At 65.2% G+C, this 17,118-nt stretch carries 18 protein-coding genes; 12 read left to right on the top strand and 6 right to left on the bottom strand.

What is annotated here, in order from left to right; genetic code table 11:
• Nucleotides 1-10: 10 nt before the first annotated feature.
• From AC1DS6_RS36135 to AC1DS6_RS36120, 4 genes are read left to right on the top strand one after another with little or no spacing between them, the layout of a single operon-like run.
• Nucleotides 11-976 carry a sugar ABC transporter substrate-binding protein gene (locus tag AC1DS6_RS36135; protein WP_441633132.1) on the top strand — a complete coding sequence of 322 codons (966 nt, stop codon included), beginning with the start codon at nt 11-13 and terminating at the stop codon, nt 974-976.
• A gap of 56 nt (nt 977-1,032) precedes the next feature.
• The gene (locus tag AC1DS6_RS36130) at nt 1,033-1,938 is read left to right on the top strand and encodes an intradiol ring-cleavage dioxygenase (RefSeq protein WP_477104293.1); all 906 of its coding nucleotides are present in this window, start codon (nt 1,033-1,035) and stop codon (nt 1,936-1,938) included.
• A 6-nt stretch (nt 1,939-1,944) separates the two neighbouring features.
• Complete coding sequence (locus AC1DS6_RS36125) at nt 1,945-2,247, top strand: YciI family protein (RefSeq protein ID WP_441633128.1); 303 nt, start codon at nt 1,945-1,947, stop codon at nt 2,245-2,247.
• Between the two features lie 19 nt (nt 2,248-2,266).
• Nucleotides 2,267-2,578: a Dabb family protein gene (locus AC1DS6_RS36120; RefSeq protein ID WP_045236571.1), complete on the top strand. Its 312-nt coding sequence runs from the start codon at nt 2,267-2,269 to the stop codon at nt 2,576-2,578.
• A gap of 52 nt (nt 2,579-2,630) precedes the next feature.
• Here the strand turns inward: AC1DS6_RS36120 and AC1DS6_RS36115 are convergent, their stop codons facing one another.
• On the bottom strand, nt 2,631-3,056 hold the full coding sequence (locus AC1DS6_RS36115) for an ElaB/YgaM/YqjD family protein (protein ID WP_441633126.1): 426 nt from the start codon (nt 3,054-3,056) through the stop codon (nt 2,631-2,633).
• A gap of 342 nt (nt 3,057-3,398) precedes the next feature.
• Here AC1DS6_RS36115 and AC1DS6_RS36110 point away from each other — a divergent pair, with 342 nt between their 5' ends.
• Both AC1DS6_RS36110 and AC1DS6_RS36105 read left to right on the top strand, forming a co-directional pair.
• Nucleotides 3,399-3,857 carry a PRC-barrel domain-containing protein gene (locus AC1DS6_RS36110; protein ID WP_428179531.1) on the top strand — a complete coding sequence of 153 codons (459 nt, stop codon included), beginning with the start codon at nt 3,399-3,401 and terminating at the stop codon, nt 3,855-3,857.
• A gap of 259 nt (nt 3,858-4,116) precedes the next feature.
• Nucleotides 4,117-5,679 carry a class I adenylate-forming enzyme family protein gene (locus AC1DS6_RS36105; RefSeq protein WP_477104292.1) on the top strand — a complete coding sequence of 521 codons (1,563 nt, stop codon included), beginning with the start codon at nt 4,117-4,119 and terminating at the stop codon, nt 5,677-5,679.
• A gap of 743 nt (nt 5,680-6,422) precedes the next feature.
• Here AC1DS6_RS36105 and AC1DS6_RS36100 read toward each other — a convergent pair.
• Nucleotides 6,423-6,965 (bottom strand): ureidoglycolate lyase, encoded by a 543-nt coding sequence (locus AC1DS6_RS36100; RefSeq protein WP_441636989.1) that lies wholly within the window; start codon nt 6,963-6,965, stop codon nt 6,423-6,425.
• Nucleotides 6,966-7,215: 250 nt separating this feature from the next.
• On the opposite strand from AC1DS6_RS36100, the gene AC1DS6_RS36095 reads away from it, so the two are divergent.
• Complete coding sequence (locus AC1DS6_RS36095; protein ID WP_477104309.1) at nt 7,216-8,538, top strand: MFS transporter; 1,323 nt, start codon at nt 7,216-7,218, stop codon at nt 8,536-8,538.
• Between the two features lie 171 nt (nt 8,539-8,709).
• On the opposite strand, the gene AC1DS6_RS36090 is transcribed toward AC1DS6_RS36095, so the two are convergent.
• The gene (locus AC1DS6_RS36090) at nt 8,710-9,174 is read right to left on the bottom strand and encodes a carboxymuconolactone decarboxylase family protein (protein ID WP_441636991.1); all 465 of its coding nucleotides are present in this window, start codon (nt 9,172-9,174) and stop codon (nt 8,710-8,712) included.
• Between the two features lie 230 nt (nt 9,175-9,404).
• On the opposite strand from AC1DS6_RS36090, the gene AC1DS6_RS36085 reads away from it, so the two are divergent.
• Nucleotides 9,405-10,271, top strand: coding sequence for an RNA polymerase sigma-70 factor (locus tag AC1DS6_RS36085; protein ID WP_477104291.1), 867 nt, complete (start codon nt 9,405-9,407; stop codon nt 10,269-10,271).
• Nucleotides 10,272-10,385: 114 nt separating this feature from the next.
• On the opposite strand, the gene AC1DS6_RS36080 is transcribed toward AC1DS6_RS36085, so the two are convergent.
• Nucleotides 10,386-10,523 (bottom strand): hypothetical protein, encoded by a 138-nt coding sequence (locus AC1DS6_RS36080; RefSeq protein WP_441636985.1) that lies wholly within the window; start codon nt 10,521-10,523, stop codon nt 10,386-10,388.
• Here AC1DS6_RS36080 and AC1DS6_RS36075 point away from each other — a divergent pair.
• The 4 genes from AC1DS6_RS36075 (at nt 10,510) to AC1DS6_RS36060 (ending at nt 14,011) form a co-directional block, all read left to right on the top strand.
• On the top strand, nt 10,510-11,238 hold the full coding sequence (locus AC1DS6_RS36075; protein ID WP_441636983.1) for a FadR/GntR family transcriptional regulator: 729 nt from the start codon (nt 10,510-10,512) through the stop codon (nt 11,236-11,238). The genes AC1DS6_RS36080 and AC1DS6_RS36075 overlap by 14 nt on opposite strands.
• Before the next feature lie 107 nt (nt 11,239-11,345).
• Nucleotides 11,346-12,542, top strand: coding sequence for a methyl-accepting chemotaxis protein (locus tag AC1DS6_RS36070; protein WP_477104290.1), 1,197 nt, complete (start codon nt 11,346-11,348; stop codon nt 12,540-12,542).
• Between the two features lie 435 nt (nt 12,543-12,977).
• Entirely contained in the window at nt 12,978-13,340 is a 363-nt protein-coding gene (locus tag AC1DS6_RS36065; protein ID WP_441636979.1) for an RcnB family protein, read from the top strand.
• Nucleotides 13,341-13,690: 350 nt separating this feature from the next.
• Nucleotides 13,691-14,011, top strand: coding sequence for a high-potential iron-sulfur protein (locus AC1DS6_RS36060; RefSeq protein WP_035860975.1), 321 nt, complete (start codon nt 13,691-13,693; stop codon nt 14,009-14,011).
• 136 nt (nt 14,012-14,147) lie between these two features.
• Here the strand turns inward: AC1DS6_RS36060 and AC1DS6_RS36055 are convergent, their stop codons facing one another.
• Both AC1DS6_RS36055 and AC1DS6_RS36050 read right to left on the bottom strand, forming a co-directional pair.
• Complete coding sequence (locus tag AC1DS6_RS36055) at nt 14,148-15,593, bottom strand: M81 family metallopeptidase (RefSeq protein ID WP_477104289.1); 1,446 nt, start codon at nt 15,591-15,593, stop codon at nt 14,148-14,150.
• 11 nt (nt 15,594-15,604) lie between these two features.
• Nucleotides 15,605-16,582, bottom strand: coding sequence for a tripartite tricarboxylate transporter substrate binding protein (locus AC1DS6_RS36050; RefSeq protein WP_276291153.1), 978 nt, complete (start codon nt 16,580-16,582; stop codon nt 15,605-15,607).
• Nucleotides 16,583-17,118 lie beyond the last annotated feature (536 nt).

Raw genomic sequence — 17,118 nt, 5'->3', positions numbered from 1 at the left:
AGGAGACAACATGAACCTACGTAACCTGAAACAACTGGCAGGCGTGCTGGCCCTCGGCATGCTGGCGGCGCCGGCCCACGCGGACGGCGAGCGCATCGCGGTATTCACCAAGAACCAGACCAATCCGTTCTTCCAGGTGGTGCGCCAGGGCGCGGACGCGGCGGCCAAGAGCATGAACGCCCGCGTCACCCACTACATCCCGACCAAGCCGGACAGCATCCCGGAACAGATGAGCCAGGTCGAAGACGTGATCGTCAAGAAGGCCGACGCCATCGTCTTCGTTCCGGTGGACTACAAGGCGATGGGGCCGGGCGTGAAGAAGATCAACGCGGCGAACATCCCGGTGGTCAACGTCACCGACAAGAGCGAGGTCGGCAACTTCGTCTCCTTCGTGGGCGCGAGCGACTACGACCTCGGCCTGAAGACCGCCTCCCACCTGTTCAAGGCCATGGGCGGCAAAGGCAACGTTATCCTGCTCGAGGGCATCAAGGGCTCGCTGACCAATATCGACCGCGTCAGGGGCATGCAGGACGCGCTCAAGGCGTTCCCCGGCGTCAAGCTGCTGGCGTCGCAGCCGGCCAACTACCAGCGCCTGCAGGCGCTGCAGGTGATGGAAAACCTGATGCAGTCGTACCCGCAGATCGACGGCATCTTCGCCGCCAACGACGCCATGGCCATCGGCGCCATCGAGGCGCTGCAGGGCGCCAACCGCAAGGCACTGGTGTCCGGCATCAACGGCACCCAGGAGGCGATCGATGCCATCAAGGCGGGTACCTTGCTCGCGACCGGTGACTACAATGGATTTGCCCAGGGCTGCCTGGGCACGATGGCCGCCATTCGCAAGCTGCGCGGCATGCCGGTCATCCAGAGCATCGTGCTGCCGGCCACGGTGGTGGACAAGACGAACTACCAATCGATCGATGTCCCGGCGAGCAAGCGCAGCTGCCCGCGCTGGGAGGATGCGGCCAAGGCCTGAGATTCACAGCCCGGCGCCGGGACGATCGACAGATCGACAACCAGAGAACAGACACCATGCGCAATCTAGACGAAGAAACCATTACCCAGGCGGTGCTGGCGCGGCACGCCGATATGCCGGACGGGCGGCTCAAGGAGATCATGACCAGCCTGGTCCAGCATCTGCACGCCTTTGCCCGCGAGGTGCGTCTCACCGAGGCCGAATGGGCCGAAGGGATCAGGTTCCTGACCGAAATCGGCCATACCTGCACCGACAGCCGGCAGGAGTTCATCCTGCTGTCCGACACGCTGGGCCTGTCCACGCTGGTCACGGCGCAGAACCACAAGAAGCCGCGCGGCTGCACCGAGGCCACGGTGTTCGGGCCCTTCTATGTGGATGGCGCGCCGGAGTATGAACTGGGCGGCGATGTGGGCAACGGCATGACCGGCGAGCCGTGTTACGTCAGCGGCCAGGTCAGGAGCGTGACGGGCGAGGCGGTGCCCCATGCCAGGCTGGAAGTGTGGCAGGCGGATTCGGATGGCTTCTACGACGTGCAGCAGGCCGGGCGCGACGGCCACCAGGGGCGCGGCGCGCTGACCGCCGACGCCAACGGCGGCTTTCACTTCAAGTCGATCGTCGCGGAGTGCTATCCGATCCCGCACGACGGGCCGGTGGGGCGCATGCTCGACGCCATGGGCCGCCACCCGTGGCGCCCGGCCCACCTGCACTTCATGATCACCGCACCGGGGTACGAGACGCTCATCACCCATGTGTTCCGCGAGGGCGGCGAGTACCTGGATTCGGATGCGGTCTTCGGTGTGCGCAGTTCCCTGATCGGAGACTGGGTGCGGCATGAGCCCGGCATCGCGCCCGACGGTACGGCATCCGCCAGGCCGTTCTACACGCTGGACTTCGATTTCATCCTCAACCCGGCGCCGTCGGCGCCGGCTTCATCGTCAACGTCATCGTCAACACGGAGGTAAGCCCGCATGTTGTTTGTATTCCATCTTCTCGACAAGCCCGGCACCGGCGAACTGCGCGCCCGGGTGCGCCCGGAGCACAAGGCCTATCTGGGCGCCAGGGCGGGCAGCGTCGCCTTTGCGGGCCCGCTGCTGGGCGACGACGGCGCCACCATGGTCGGCAGCCTGCTGGTGATCGACTTTGCCTCGCGGGCGGAAGCGCAGGCGTGGCTGGAAGCCGAGCCCTTTACCAAGGCCGGTGTGTATGGGCAGTCGACCGTCCATGCCTTTGCCAACCTGTGGCCGCAGAAGGCCGGTTTTCCGCCGGCCTGAGATCCGGAAAGGAGGAGACGTGCCCATTGTCAAACACATCGTGATGTGGAACCTGCGCGGGGAAACCGAAGTGGACAAGCAGGACGGCGTGGCCCGGCTGAAGCTTGCCTTCGAAGGGCTGCGCGGCCGGATCCCGGGACTGCGCCACCTGGAGGTCGGCGTGGACGCCAGCAGGGTCAACTACGCCTGCGACGTGGTCCTGTACTCCGAGTTCGAGTCGCAATCGGCGCTGGAAGGCTACGCCAGCCATCCGGAGCACCTGCGCGTGAAGGCCGAGCTTGGCGACCTGCGCATCGCGCGGCACCAGGTGGACTACGAAGCGTCCGCATGATGGCGCCCGGCACGGGATGCCCGGCCGGGCGCAAGCGGGCGTGGTCCGGGTTTCAGCCTGTGGCGCGGCCGCTCCGGTTGGACATCCACAGGCCCAGGATGATGCCGGCCCCGACCGCTATGCCCATCGAGCGCAGGGGTTGCGCCTTGACGTAGGCGGCGGTGTCTTCGGCGCGCTGGGAGAGTTGCTGGCGCACGTTATCGGAAATGCCTTTCGCGGCGTCCCGGGTAGCGTTCATCTTGTTCAGGAACTCTTCCTTGGCCTGATCCAGCGCAGCCCCCGACAAGGTGGGGATACGGGCAATCAGGTCATCGAGCTCCCGCTTCAGGCCGTAGGCTTCGGTCCGTGCGACCGTGCCGACCTGTTTGCCGGCGTCTTTAGCCGCGTCCATGACGTTTGCGGTTGCCGCGCCTACCTTGCCGGCGAAACCCGGCGAATCGTTTTGGGCGGGGAATTGGGTATTGCCTTGGGTTTCCATTCGTGGTGCTCCTGAGAGGGGGGGCGTTCGGGCGAGGGTGCCGCGTGCGCTGCACGCAGCGTGGACCTGGCGGCTCATTCGCCTGCGCGTCCTGGGTCGGCGCAAGCGAGGTCATATGCTCGGCGCATGTTCCGTGCCATGCGCCAGCCTTGGTGACGCGGCGCGCGTGCCGCCGGCAAGGCCGGTGGGCAGCCATGCCGCCGGGCCGGCGCAAGGCATGGAAAATTACCGGCTTTGTAATTCTTCCCGTGACCCGGAGGCCGGAAAGGCGATGCCGCCGGCAACGCCGTCCTGGCATGTTCGTTGCGCGCACTTCGGCACGACCCTTATCAGGAGACGAACATGAATGAACTCGATCGCAATGCACTCAATCGTGGCGCGACCGCCGCCGGCCGTGGCGCGGCCATTGTCGGAGGCGGGATCGGCGACGGCCCCGGCCCGGACGTCATGGCGGCCTCGACGCTGGAAGGCGACAAAGTCTATTCCTCCGACGGCGAGCATGTCGGCAAGATTTCGGAGATCATGCTCGACGTACGTGGCGGCCGCATTGCCTACGCGGTGCTGACCAGCGGCGGGTTTCTCGGGATGGGCGACACCCTCCACGCCATTCCCTGGGGCGCGCTCACCCTGGACGCCGACGAGAAGTGCTTCCGCATCGGCGTGACCGCGCAACGGATCAAGGACGCGCCGGGCTTCGACAAGGACAACTGGCCGTCCATGGCCGACCCGCAGTGGGGCGCCACGCTGCACGAGTACTATGGGCGCGCGCCATACTGGATCGGGGATAGTGGCCCGCTCTAAACGCCGCGCATCAGGCGCCGCGACAGGTTCCTGTTTTCCTGCAAGCGTGCGGGGGATGCGCCCGGTCCCGCCGCGCGCCGGGCATCACCCGCGGCAGCCTTGCCGCGTCCATGCGAGAATTCTCCCCGGCCAGCCGTAAAACCGGCGGGCACATGGATGAACGCCGGGTGCCCGGCCGTTCAGGACAATAAATCTGCGCGCGACCGGCCGCTCATCCAGAACGGCCGGTCGCGACGTCAAGTGGAGACAGGAAATTCCCATGGGCATCACAGAACTTCTGGCGCAGCCGATTGGCAACCTGGCCGGCTGCGTCCGGCTGCACGCGGTCGAGCAACCCGGGCATGTTGCGGTGGTCGACGACCGCCGTTCGCTCACCTATGCCGAATTCGACGAACTGGTTGACCGCGTTGCGGCCGCATTGCAGCGTGACGGCCTGGAGCCCGGCGCTGCGCTTGCCGTGTGCGCGGCAGCTTCCGTCGAGTACGCGGCGATCCTGATCGGCGGCCTGCGCGCCGGCGTCGCCCTGGTGCCGCTCGCGCCGTCCTCCACGCCGGCCAGCCTGGCGGGCATGGTGCAGGACTCCGATGCACGGCTGCTCTTCGCCGATGCGGATGTCCTGCGCGAGATCGCGCCGGTCAGGGACGACATCCAGGCCCGGCTCGTCGGCCTGGGCGGCGCGCCCGCCGGGCTGTCCTTCGAAGCCTGGCTGGCGCCGCAAGGCAGCCGCCCGCGGGAGCATCCCGTCAGGCCGGAGCAAGTGTTCAACATCATCTACTCGTCGGGCACGACGGGAACGCCAAAAGGCATCGTGCACGGCCACGCCCTGCGCTGGAACCAGATTCGCCGTGTCCAGGAAAGCGGCGGCTACGGGCGCGAGGCGGTCACGCTGATCTCCACGCCGCTTTACTCCAACACCACGCTGGTGAGTTTCATCCCCACGCTGGCGCTGGGCGGCACCGCGGTGCTGATGCCAAAGTTCGATGCGAAACGCTATCTCGAACTGGCGGCGCGGCATCGCGTCACGCACACCATGCTGGTGCCGGTGCAATACCAGCGCCTGATGGCCCGCGGCGATTTCGGCGAATACGACCTGTCGGCATTCAAGATGAAGTTCTCCACCAGCGCACCGCTCGCGGCCGCGCTGAAGGGCGAGATCCTCAAGCGCTGGCCGGGCGGCCTGGTGGAGTACTACGGCATGACCGAAGGCGGCGGCAGTTGCGTGCTGGCGGCGCACGAATTCCCGAACAAGCTCCATACCGTCGGCAAGCCGATGGAAGGGCACGACATCCGGCTGATCGACGACAACGGCGTCGAGGTTGCCGTGGGCGAGATCGGGGAGGTTGTCGGGCATTCCAACATCATCATGGCGGGCTATCACAAGCAGCCGGAAAAGACCACGGCCGCGGAATGGCGCGACGCCACCGGCAAGCTCTTTATCCGCACCGGCGATGTCGGCCGCTTTGACGAAGATGGCTTCCTCACGCTGATGGACCGCAAGAAGGACATGATCATCAGCGGCGGCTTCAATATCTACCCCAGCGATCTCGAAGGCATTCTGCTGCAGCATCCCGAAGTGGTGGACTGCGCCGTGGTAGGGGTGCCGTCGCAGCGATGGGGGGAGACGCCGGTGGCGTTTGTGGTGCGTAGGGAAGGGGCCGGGGTGTCGGGGGAGGACTTGATGGCCTGGACTAATGGGCAGGTGGGGAAGACGCAGCGGCTTGCTGTGGTGGAGTTGGTTGAGGGGCTGCCGCGGAGTGCGATTGGGAAGGTGCTTAAGAGGGAGTTGAGGGATGGGTTTGGGGAGGGGCGGGGGGTGGAGTGAGTTTTTTTTGGGGGGCGGGGGCTGTTGTTAGGGGCTTTAACGTCAAAGGCTTAAAACCTTAAAGTCAAAGGCAGTTTCACCTCCCCTTCGGGGAGGTGACCTACTTTTTTCTCTTGCCAAAAAAGTAGGCAAAAAAGGCGCGCCGGATGGGGCGACACCCTCCTCGTCGGCAGGCGAAAAGAGCGGCCGGGGGCCAAACTCACATCGCCTTAAGGCGATGCTCAAACATGGCCCCCTCTTTTCCGCTCTTTTCACCTGCCGACGAGGACGCCCCATACGGCCTGGTACACCTTGACGGCTCGCTTCGCATCGCGCTGGGGTGTGGACCGCCCTTGGGCGCGCTCCACACGGCTACACCGAATCGCTGGTCTGGCGATATCGCGCATCGCCAAAATCTCTCGGCTATTCGGACGCCAAACTTCCAGTCTCCAGTCTCCATGCGCCAGCTGCCACTTGCTATGCGTTGGGTTGCTCCCTCGCCTGCGGAGGAGGGCGGCCATTTGCAGGAGCGAGCCTGCCAAACCAACGATTGGTAGCCGGATCCCGAGGGGGTATCGCCCCATCCGGCGCGCCTTCTTTGCCTACTTTCTTGGCAAGACAAGAAAGTAGGTCGCCTCCCCGCAGGGGAGGTGAAACTGCCGTTGACTTTAGGGTTCTGACTTTGACGTTAAGCCGTAGCCCTCACGTGCCAGAGGTGCCGGAAGCAAGCCATTGCCGCCCTGCATGGCAACACTCCAGCCCACTCACTCCGCAATCAAATACTTGCCGAGCAAGTCAGTGATATCACAGTTGTGCCCCTCCCCACCACGATCCACCACCAGAAATCGCGCCGGTCCCCGCGTGACGATCAACGAGTGATGCCAGACGCCTCGCTTGTAGTTCACGCCTTGCCGGCCATTGGTGACAAAGGCGCGGATGGCTGACTCGTCGAGCTGGCCGCCGCCCGGCGCCACGACGACGAGGAAGGCGGTTTCGTCCAATGGCACGAAGGCCTGGCTGCCCAGCGGATGCCGTTCCATCGATGCGATGGCGAGGGGCAGGGCATAGGGCTGCGCGTCGAAGAAGTTGATCAGCGCACGGCCGTCCAGCGCGCCGACGTCGATCCCGGCGAGGTCGTGATAGCGCAGCGTCATGCCGCCATTGATGACCATCGGCACGTGCCCTTCGCTTTCGATGACGTCGCCAAAGGGGGCGAAGGCAGCCGCGGTCAGCGGCTCGACTCGCAAGGGCACCGGCGCGTGGGCGGGTGTTGGGCGCACGATCGCCGTCTCGTCGGGAGCAGACACGTTTTTCCTCTTGGTCAGGGTGATGGGGAAGCCGTGAAAGGCGGCTTTCCGAATGGGCTTATCCGACTGGTAATACCAGTAGGGCTAGTATCGCGTTAGCCAGACCCCGCGTCAAGGCACTTAAATTCCGGGTTTACGCTGCTTTTCCATAGCGCGATGCGGACGTATTCTTCGCCATCCATTAGAAATCATACTGGTAATACCAGTTGAACGAAGTGCCACGCCACCCGAGGAGGAAACTGCTGTGTCCCTGACCACTGCCCCATCGCTAGCCCCCGAGCCGGCCGCCGCCAAWGCGGCGGCGGCGCGGGAAAACGCCGTCTACCGCAAGGTTGCATGGCGCCTGTTGCCTTTCCTGATGCTTTGCTATGTCGTGGCCTACCTGGACCGCGTCAATGTGGGGTTTGCCAAGCTGCACATGCTGGGCGACCTGCGGTTCAGCGAGTCCGCCTACGGGCTGGGCGCCGGGCTGTTCTTCATCGGGTACTTCTTCTTCGAAGTGCCGAGCAATATCCTGATGCACCGGATCGGCGCCAAGGCCACCATCTCGCGCATCATGATCATGTGGAGCCTGATTTCGGCGGCGATGGTGTTCGTGCAGACCACCACGCAGTTCTATGTGCTGCGTTTCCTGCTTGGCGCGGCCGAGGCCGGCTTCTATCCCGGCATGATCCTGTACCTGACCTACTGGTTCCCGTCGCACCGCCGCGCTCGCATGGTGGCGTTGTTCATGTGCGCCATCCCGGTGTCGGGCATTTTCGGCGGCCCGCTCTCGGGGTTCATCATGGAGTCGATGCAGGGCGTCGCGGGGCTGCGCGGCTGGCAGTGGATGTTCCTGATCGAAGCGCTGCCTTCCTTGCTGGTCGGCTTCGCGGTACTGGCCTATCTCGATAACAATATTCGTTCGGCACGCTGGCTGACGCAATCCGAGAAGGAACTGCTGGAGCGCAATATCGCCAGCGAGAACGCGGCGAAGGGTGGCCATATGACCATGCGGCAGCTTTTTTCGGACAGCCGCATCATCAAGATGGCCTGCATCTGCTTCTGCACGGTGATGGGGCAGTACGGGCTGACCTTCTGGCTGCCGTCGCTGATCCGGCAGTCCGGCGTGACCGGCGCGCTGAATATCGGCTTGCTGACCGCCATCCCGTTTTCCGTCGCGGTGTGTTCGATGATCCTGGTCAGCCGCAGCTCCGACCGCATGCGCGAACGCCGCTGGCACCTGATCGTGCCATTCTGCTGCGGCGCCGCCGGGCTGGCGCTGAGTGCGGTCTTCAGCGACAACGTGGCGCTGTCGCTCGCGGCCCTGGCGCTGGCGGCCGGCGGCAGCCTGGCCACCTCGCCGCTGTTCTGGAGCCTGCCCACCGCGCTGTTGTCCGGCGCGGGGGCCGCTGCCGGTATCGCCATGATCAACTCGTTCGCCAACCTGGCCGGCTTTGTCAGCCCTTACATGATCGGCCTGATCAAGGATGCGACGCAGAGCACCAACCTGGCGATGTTCGTGCTGGCCGGCGTGCTGCTCTGTGGCGCGGCGCTCACCTATACCGTCCCTGCGCGGCTGGTTAACAAGTAAGGTACGGCATGGCCCGGTCCATGCCGCTGGCCACAGCGCTTTGCACAGGCATCGGCGAGCTGGCAGATCGAGCATTTGCGCGACGCAATGGCTCCGCTCTGCATGGCGCAGGCGGCGCTCCGGGCAAGGCGCGGCGGCGCCGCGCCATCACAAGGTGGACCGGCAGCGCGATCAGAAGCCCGGAGCCGGATTTTCCGGAATCTGGTTGCGCAGGCTCAGGTTCATCACATTCCAGCCGCGAATCGCTGCAATGGCGTAGGACAGCTCGGCGATTTCGTTCTCGCTGAAATGCTCGCGCAATTCGGGATAGACGGCATCCGTGTCGTCGCGGTGCGGCAGCGCGTTGACGGCTTCCGCCCAGGCCAGCGCGGCGCGCTCGCGAGTGCTGAAGAACGGTGCCTCGCGCCAGCCGGCGATGGCATTCAGGTGGCGCGGTTCCGCGCCCTGCTTGATCAGGTCGCGCCAATGCATGTCGATGCAGACGCCGCAGCCATTGATCTGCGAGACGCGCAGGTTCACCATCTCCACCAGCCGGGTCCCTAGCGAGCTTTGCTTGACGGAGGCGGAGAAATTGATCATCGCCTTCAGGTTGGCCGGGGCGAGTTGGAAAAAGTTGATACGTGCAGCAGTCATGATTTTTGCCTTTCAATCCGTTTCGACGGGTCCGGCAGGCGCCCTGCGCGCCTGCCATGACCGTAAGACGGCGGCGGCAACCGGCTTGTGACAGCGGCTGCAATTTTTTTGCTATATATCTTCTCCGGTTCTCTTCACGCCCGGTGTTAACCCTGCGCCGTACCAGTCATTCGCCTGGATGTCACAAAACGCGTTGCCGGAACGTCTGGGGGTGATCTTCTCGCATATGACTTATGGATTCCGCCGAACCTTTCACCGCACTGAAGCCCCGTCTTTTCGGGATTGCCTATCGCATGCTGGGTACGCGTTCCGACGCGGAGGACGTGGTCCAGGACGCCTGGCTGCGCTGGCACGAGGCAGACCAGGCCGAGCTGCGCTCGGCGGAAGCGTGGCTGGTCACGGTCACGACGCGGCTCGCGATCGACCGCCTGCGCGCGCGCAAGAGCGAGCAGGAGAAATACATCGGCTGGTGGCTCCCCGAGCCGCTGGTCGAGTCGCATGAGGACACGCCGGAGGCGGCGGCGGAGTTGGCAAGCGAAGTGTCGGTGGCGTTCCTTTGGGTGCTGGAACGCCTCTCGCCCGACGAGCGGGCGGCGTTCCTGCTACGGCAGGCATTCGATCTGGAGTATGCGGAAATCGCTTCGATCCTCGGCAAGACCGAAGCGGCCTGCCGCCAGATCGTGCACCGCGCCGGTGAGCGCGTGCGGGAAGGCCGCCCGCGCTACGACGTATCGCCACAGGAGCATCGCGAACTGCTGACCCGCTTCATGCAGGCCGCAAGCACCGGCGACCGGACCGCCATGAAGACGATGCTCAGCCCGGATGCCGAGCTGATCGGCGACGGTGGCGGCAAGGTGCCGTCGTTCGGGCGCATCCTGCGCGGCGCCGCGCGTATCGCCGGCGTCTTCTGGTCGCTCGGGCACGCAGAGCCAGGCAAGGTACGCTACCGGCTGGCCCGGATCAATGGCATGCCTGGGCTCCTTCGCTATGTGGATGGCAAGATCGAGTCGGCGCAGTCCTTCACCATCGAGGCGGGCCGCATCACCGCAGTCTATGTCGTGCGCAATCCCGACAAGCTTTCCGCGGTGCCGCCGCTGTAGGCTGTCACGGACCAGGGGGAGGCGATGCGCAATCCTGCGAAAACAGGGTAGTCACTGCCTTTGGCTATCAGCCTTCGGGTCTTTGATCCTGACGTCAGGCGGTTGTGGTTGCCGTTAGATCTCCAGGTAGCGGTCGAGTACAATTTGCCGTCGATCCGGCGCCAGCGCTGGCGCCCGCGGCAATTTCCCTTGCCCTTTGCCATCAACACCATCCAGCGCAGGAGTTTCCATCACCGCCATGGTCACAGCCACCGCCATCTCCGCCAACGCCGCGACCCTCATCCGCGAGTGGATCGAAGGCGGCAAGTATCCGGCCGGCTCGCTGTTGCCCTCACAACGCGACCTGGCCGAGCAACTCGGTATCAGCCGCACCTCGCTGCGGGAGGCGCTGTCCACCCTGCAGGGCCTGGGGCTGGTGGTCTCGCGACCCGGTAAAGGCGTGTATGTGGCCGCCGATGCCACCGACGGCGCGCCGCCGCAGTGGCGTTTCTCGAAATCGCATTCGCTGACCGATATCTACCAGCTGCGCTTCGCGCTGGAAAGCTTCACCGTGGGGCTGGCCGCGGCGGCGCTGTTGCCGGAAGATGTCGGCGCCCTGCGCGAGAACGCCGAAGCCATGCGGGCGTGCATCGATGCGTCCGACTTTACCCAGGCCGCCCGGCTGGATTTCGAATTCCATATGCGCATCATTGCCATCGCCGGCAACCGCGCGATTGCCGATATCCTGCGCAACAGCACCGACGTCATGCAGGAAAGCCAGCGCCTGCCGTTCTACCAGCGCGGCAGCCGCCACGCCACCTACACCGAGCATTGCGCCATCATCGACGCCCTGGCGGCGGGCGACGCCAGCCTCGCGCAGCGCGCCATGTCCGATCACATCGTGCGGGCCGCCCAGCGCGCCGGCGTGCATTTCCCCGCCGGTAGCCGGGCGGATGGCGGGATGGCGCCGGAGCGGCGTCCCGCCTGAATGCCACTGGAAGGCGGCATCTGGGAATTCCCCTAAAGTTTCTCCGCGCGTCGCCGTTACCCAGACGACGAGGCAGGCGAAGTCTACTAAAAAGGGGAGATGCAGCAATGATGGCACTGGCCAACCTGAGCACCCGTATGCGCCTTGGCGCTGGTTTCGCGGTGGTGTTGATATTGATGGCGGCGGCGATCGCGATGGGGCTCAATGCCCCGCCGGACGCGGCGGCCGGGAATGTCGGGCAGGGCGCCGACTCCGCCCGCGCCTGGATGTTCGGGCTCTGGCTGGCCGCGCTGCTGGTCGGCGCCGCCTGTACCCACGGCATTGCGCGAAGCATCGAGCAACCGCTGGGCGAGGCCGTCTATATCGCCGAAACCGTGGCCTCCGGCGACCTCAGCAAGGAATTCGAAACCGAGCGCCAGGGCGAGTTCGGCCGTCTGCTGCGCGGCATGGGCGAGATGGAAGACATGCTCACCGACCTGGTGAGCCGGATCAAGGACTCGACGGATTCGATCACGGATGCCTCGAAGCAGATCGCGGCCGGCAACACCGACCTGTCCCAGCGCACCGAGGAACAGGCCGCGGCGCTGCAGGAAACCGCGTCGAGCATGGGCGAACTGACGGCCATGGTCAAACAGAATACCGAGCGCGCGCACGCGGCCAACGAACTGGCGGCCAATGCCTCGGATATCGCGCAACGCGGCGGCACCGTGGTCGGGGAGGTGGTGGACACCATGCAGGCGATCAGCGCCAGCTCCAAGAAGGTGGTCGACATCATCGATGTGATCGAAGGCATCGCGTTCCAGACCAACATCCTGGCGCTCAACGCCGCCGTGGAAGCGGCGCGCGCGGGCGAGCAGGGGCGGGGCTTTGCGGTGGTGGCGGGCGAGGTACGTACCCTGGCGCAGCGCAGCGCCGCGGCGGCCAAGGAAATCCGCGGGCTGATCGGCGACTCCGCGGAGCAGGTGCGCAACGGCGCGGCGCGGGTGGAGCACGCTGGCCAGACGATGCGCGAGATCGTGACCGCCTCCCGGCAGGTCACCACCATCCTCGGCGAGATCGCGGTGGCGTCGGGGCAGCAGAGCGATGGCATCGAACAGGTCAATCAAGCCGTGATGCAAATGGACGCGGTGACGCAGCAGAACGCCGCGCTGGTGGAGCAGGCCGCTGCTGCCTCGTCGGCCCTGGCGGACCAGGCCCACCAGTTGCAGGCCGCGGTGGACGAGTTCAAGCTGGACGCCACGCCAGACGACATGGCATCCGCGCAAGCCCGTTTTGCCGGCGTGCCACGGGGCGCACACGCGTAGGCAAGGCCGTTGTAGTATTTGCTGCGCGTGGAGCGGGGGTGCAGGGCATGTTCGTGTCTTCCCGCCGCTTCCCGCCGCTTCCCGCAGCCTTCCGCCACGCGCCGATGATGACGCCTCAGGCGTCATTTTTTTGTGATGCCGGCGCTCCTTTGCATTTCCATCCTGGCAGAAATCTTTACATTCCCGGCAGGTATTTCCCCGTTTCGCTTTCCCGCAGCCCTTCTCCAGCCTGTCCCTGCAAGCCTGCGCACGGCTGGCGGGCGTCTGTTCCGGCGCTTGCCGTCCCCATCCGCCCCCATAGCCACTATCCTTAATCCGGGCATTGAAGTTGCGGGCCCCTGTTTCGCGACACACCGATCGCGTGGGCTGCCTGTGGCATCGCCCGGTAGGAGATGACCTGTCAGGGCCATTGCGGCCAATAAAAAGGAGTGCTCAATGAAGAAAACCATGAGAAGCAGACTGCTGCCGGGCGTATTGCTTGCCGGCGGGTTCCTGGTCTCGGCCTCTTGTTTTGCGCAGCCGGCCTCCGGCGCCGGCGGTGGGTATCAATACCAGTCGCCGTCATCCAAGGATGCGGGCATGGCTCCGGCCGGCAACAACACGCGCAGCGTGCCGAGCCAATGGAAAAAGGGCGACAAGCTTCCCGCCGAGTACCGCGATCGCCAATATGTGGTGGATGACTGGCGTCAGTACGACTTGCCGCAGCCAACCAAAGGCCGTCACTGGGTCGGGGTGGGCGCGAACTTCTACCTCGTCGCGCCCAATGGCTCGATCGTCGAGGTAGGCGGCGGCAGCTAGGGTGTTTCTGCCGGCGTTTTTGCCCGCTTGACCCAGGGCATCCGCGCAGGGCGCATGCGCCACCGATCCTCAGCGTTCATGACTACGCGCAATGTCCATGTAATCGCCGTCGTCTAAACTCAATCGGGATACAGGCCAGGAGCCGGCCAGGACGGCGGCTGCTGGTGCGAGCCATGCGAGCCTCGAGCCAACGTGTCCGACACCTTGTTTCCTTGCTGTGATGTGGCTGCGTCCGGGCCGGTATCCGGCGCGCGCCTTCATGGGTGCGCCGATGGCTGGGGCCGATGCCTTGCGTTGTTGCGCGCGGCGCGTGTCCCGCCCAGTTTGTCCCCCACAAAAAGGATAGAAAGATGTCAACTCGTCGTCATTTCCTGAAAGGCATTCCCATTATTGCGGCCGCAGGCGCCCTGGGTGTTTCCCTGGCGTCCCGGGCCCAGGGCGGCGGCCCGATGGTCGATGAAAAAGACCCGCAGGCGGTCGGCCTTGGCTACAAGGCGGATACCACCAAAGTCGATAAAGCCAAATATCCCAAGCATGACGCCACCCAGCACTGCGGCAACTGCCAGCTCTTCCAGGGCAAGGCGACCGATGCCAGCGGCGGCTGCCCGCTCTTCGCGGGCAAGCAGGTTGCCACCAAAGGCTGGTGCAGCGCTTGGGTAAAGAAGGCTTGATAGCGGCCTGATACGGTGAAAGCGGCGGGCGCGCGGTCTGGGTGCGTCCGCCGTTTTCTTTTATCCAGGCGTGCGTCTGCGTGTCCGGTCAAGCGTACATCCAAGCGGCCATTCGCGCGGCTGTTCGAGCGCTCATTTATCCGTCGATTGGCCACTTGGGACGGCGCGCGCGGCGATAGGGCAGTGCGCTCAGGTTGAGCGATACCGAGCCCGGCGCGTCCGCATAGATGACATGGCGGGCGATCCGCGAGAACGCGGTGTGGAAGTGCTGCGCGGACTTGACCACGATCAGCGTCTTGTCCTCCAGCCGGCAGCCAAGCTGCGTGAACACATCGGTATCCAGCGCCTGGGCGCGCAGCGTGATCAGCACGATCTCGATGCCCTCCGCTTCCACCAGCGCCGCGTTTCCCACCGCGGCCGGCGCCCCTGACAGCCCTGTCATGACCATGTCCGGGACCAGCGCCTTTACAGTGCACACCAGGTCGATGGGCTCGCCCGACATCGGGCTGACCTTGCCGCCGATGCGCAGCGGCAGGCGCGCGCCCACGCCGGCGCTAAAGGCAATGCGCACGGCGACGGGATCCCACAGGGGGCCCACCGCCACGTTGCGGACTCCGCGCTGGCGCAGGCGATGCAGCATGAATGTGGCATCTCCCGCGGCACCGCCGCCGGGGTTGTCGGCCGCGTCCGCGATGACCACGGGCGCGTCGCCGTAAGCCAGCGCCTGGTCGATGGCCTCGTCCGGTCCGGGGCAGGCTGGCGTCAGCTGCGCTCGCATGCCAATCAGCTCGTCGGCGAGGCGCCGCGCCAGCCGTTGTGCGGCACCCGCGTCGCCGTCCGCGTACACGAGCAGCCTGGTGCCCATGTCGGGCACATCGCCCCACGGGAAACCATGCGCCACGGAGATGGACAGGATGCCGTCGCGGCCCTCCAGCGCCATCAACCGGTCGACATAGCTCCTGGCCGGCTCCTGGTTGGTCCGGATGGTGACGACCATCTCGCAGTCCACCACCGCCGCCACGGGGGCGATGCGTCCCTCGGCCTGCGCCGCGCAAAAATCCACCAGCTCCAGCGCGCGCTCGCGGATATCGGTGTGCGGATATTCCTTGTAGGCCACCAGCATGTCGGTGTTCGCCACCATGGCATCAGACAGATGGCAATGCGGATCCAGTTCGGCGCCGACCACCACGCCGGGGCCAACCAGCGCGCGCACGCGGGCCAGCAGGTCGCCCTCGCAATCCTCATAGCCATCGGCCACCATGGCGCCATGCAGCCCCAGCACCACCATATCGACGGGGAGCGCCCGGCGCAGGTCGCCAAGCAGTTCGTCGCGCAGCGTTTCATAGGCATGGCGCGTGGTGATGCCGCCCGGCTGCGCGCCGGCGGCCATGCCCTCGATCACTGCCCAGCCGCGCTCGCGGCCACGCTGGCGGGCGGCCCACAGTGGCCCGCTGAATACGGTCATCTCCGGCGGATGCGTGCCGGCGGGATAGTAACCCCGGTCGACGAAAGCATCCAGCGAGGTGGGCAGGGGGGCGAAAGTATTGGTCTCGGTAGCCAGCGAGCCGGTAAAAACACGCATGATCCGCCGGCCTAGTCCGCGGTGGCGCCGGAGGCTTTGACCACCGCGCCCCACTTGGTGATTTCCGCCGCGACGTGCTGGCGCAGCGCTTCCGGCGTACCGCCGCCCGGCGTGGCCACCATGGCAGCGAGCTTATCCCGCGTGTCCTTCTCGCCCATGATCGCGTTGACCTCCTTGTTCAGCGTATCGACGATGCCCGCCGGCGTGCCGGTGGGCACGAACAAGGCGTACCACGAAGTGACCTCATACCCCTTGAGCCCGCTCGCATCGACGGTAGGGATCTCCGGCGCGAACGGTTGCGGGCTCGCGCTGGTGACGGCCAGCGCGCGCAGCTTTCCGCTCTTGATCAGCGGGATGACGGATGGCGCCGTATCGAACATCACCTGCACCTGGCCCGCCATCAGGTCCGTCAGCGCCGGTGCGCTGCCCTTGTACTGCACGTGCTCCATCTGGATGCCCGCCATGGTCTTGAACAACTCAGCCGACAAGCGCGTCGAAGATCCCGCGCCGGACGAAGCGAAGAACACCCCCTTCGGGTGCGCCTTGGCATAGCTGATGAACTCCGCCACCGTGGTCGCCGGCACCGAGGGGTTCACCGCCATGATATTGGGGAAGCGCGTGAGCAGCACCACCGGCGCGAAATCCTTCTGGAAGTCGAAAGGCAGCTTCTTGTACAGCGAGACATTGATGGTGCTGGCGTTGGAACCCAGCAGGATCGTGTAGCCATCGTTGGGCGCGCGCGCCACGCCGGCCGCCGCGATATTGCTGGCAGCGCCGGGCCGGTTCTCCACGACAAAGCTCTGTCCCAGCCTCTCCGACAGCCGGTTAGCCACCAGCCTGGCCACGGCATCGGACGAACCGCCGGGCGCATAGCCGACCACGATCTTGACGGGTTTGGCCGGATACGAAGGATCCTGTGGCGCGGCGGCTGCGTGGTGGCAGATCACGCCCAGGGTCGCGGCTGCCAGGATTGAAGCGAAGGGTTTCATGCTTGTTTGCTCGAAAGGGGAACGTGGTCTGCCGTGGCAATCGAAATCAGCGCGCTGTATCGACTGGCAACCGGGCGAATTTGCCGCAGGCACATTATTCGCAATTCCAGCCCCCCGAATCAATGTAAGCTTGTCGGAATTTTGTTGCCTATTTGGCAACGGTTTTTTCCCCTTCACCCAAAAATTGGGGAAGGGAAAAGCCATGCATCACCAGCCGCGGCTAGCGAGCGGAGATAGGAGACAGGAGACAGGAGACAGAGTTTGAGACCCCGAAGAGCCGAGAAATTTCAAGGACACGCGCTGTCGTCAGATCACCGATTCGGTATAGCCGTGTGGAGCGCCCGCAAGGGCGGGCCACACCAACCCGCGATGCGAAGCGAGCCGTGTAGGTGTACCAGGCCGTATGGGGCGCCTCGGGATCCGGCGAAAAGAGCGGAAAAGAGGGACCCATGTTTGAGTATCGCCTTAAGGCGATGCGAGTTTGGGTCCCGGCCGCTCTTTTCGCCGGATCCCGAGGGGGTGTCGCCCCATCCGGC

The sequence above is a fragment of the Cupriavidus sp. 05L310 genome, from assembly GCF_056398185.1.
The sequence above is the reverse complement of the archived record's forward strand: the minus strand, read 5'-3'. Positions and strand labels throughout refer to the sequence as shown.

Coding starts and splice junctions, on each gene's coding strand:
- AC1DS6_RS36065 (WP_441636979.1), top strand. CDS start 12,978: ATGAAGAAAACCATGAGAAGCAGACTGCTGCCGGGCGTATTGCTTGCC.
- AC1DS6_RS36130 (WP_477104293.1), top strand. CDS start 1,033: ATGCGCAATCTAGACGAAGAAACCATTACCCAGGCGGTGCTGGCGCGG.
- AC1DS6_RS36135 (WP_441633132.1), top strand. CDS start 11: ATGAACCTACGTAACCTGAAACAACTGGCAGGCGTGCTGGCCCTCGGC.
- AC1DS6_RS36085 (WP_477104291.1), top strand. CDS start 9,405: ATGGATTCCGCCGAACCTTTCACCGCACTGAAGCCCCGTCTTTTCGGG.
- AC1DS6_RS36070 (WP_477104290.1), top strand. CDS start 11,346: ATGATGGCACTGGCCAACCTGAGCACCCGTATGCGCCTTGGCGCTGGT.
- AC1DS6_RS36055 (WP_477104289.1), bottom strand. CDS start 15,593: ATGCGTGTTTTTACCGGCTCGCTGGCTACCGAGACCAATACTTTCGCC.
- AC1DS6_RS36115 (WP_441633126.1), bottom strand. CDS start 3,056: ATGGAAACCCAAGGCAATACCCAATTCCCCGCCCAAAACGATTCGCCG.
- AC1DS6_RS36050 (WP_276291153.1), bottom strand. CDS start 16,582: ATGAAACCCTTCGCTTCAATCCTGGCAGCCGCGACCCTGGGCGTGATC.
- AC1DS6_RS36125 (WP_441633128.1), top strand. CDS start 1,945: ATGTTGTTTGTATTCCATCTTCTCGACAAGCCCGGCACCGGCGAACTG.
- AC1DS6_RS36060 (WP_035860975.1), top strand. CDS start 13,691: ATGTCAACTCGTCGTCATTTCCTGAAAGGCATTCCCATTATTGCGGCC.
- AC1DS6_RS36110 (WP_428179531.1), top strand. CDS start 3,399: ATGAATGAACTCGATCGCAATGCACTCAATCGTGGCGCGACCGCCGCC.
- AC1DS6_RS36105 (WP_477104292.1), top strand. CDS start 4,117: ATGGGCATCACAGAACTTCTGGCGCAGCCGATTGGCAACCTGGCCGGC.
- AC1DS6_RS36075 (WP_441636983.1), top strand. CDS start 10,510: ATGGTCACAGCCACCGCCATCTCCGCCAACGCCGCGACCCTCATCCGC.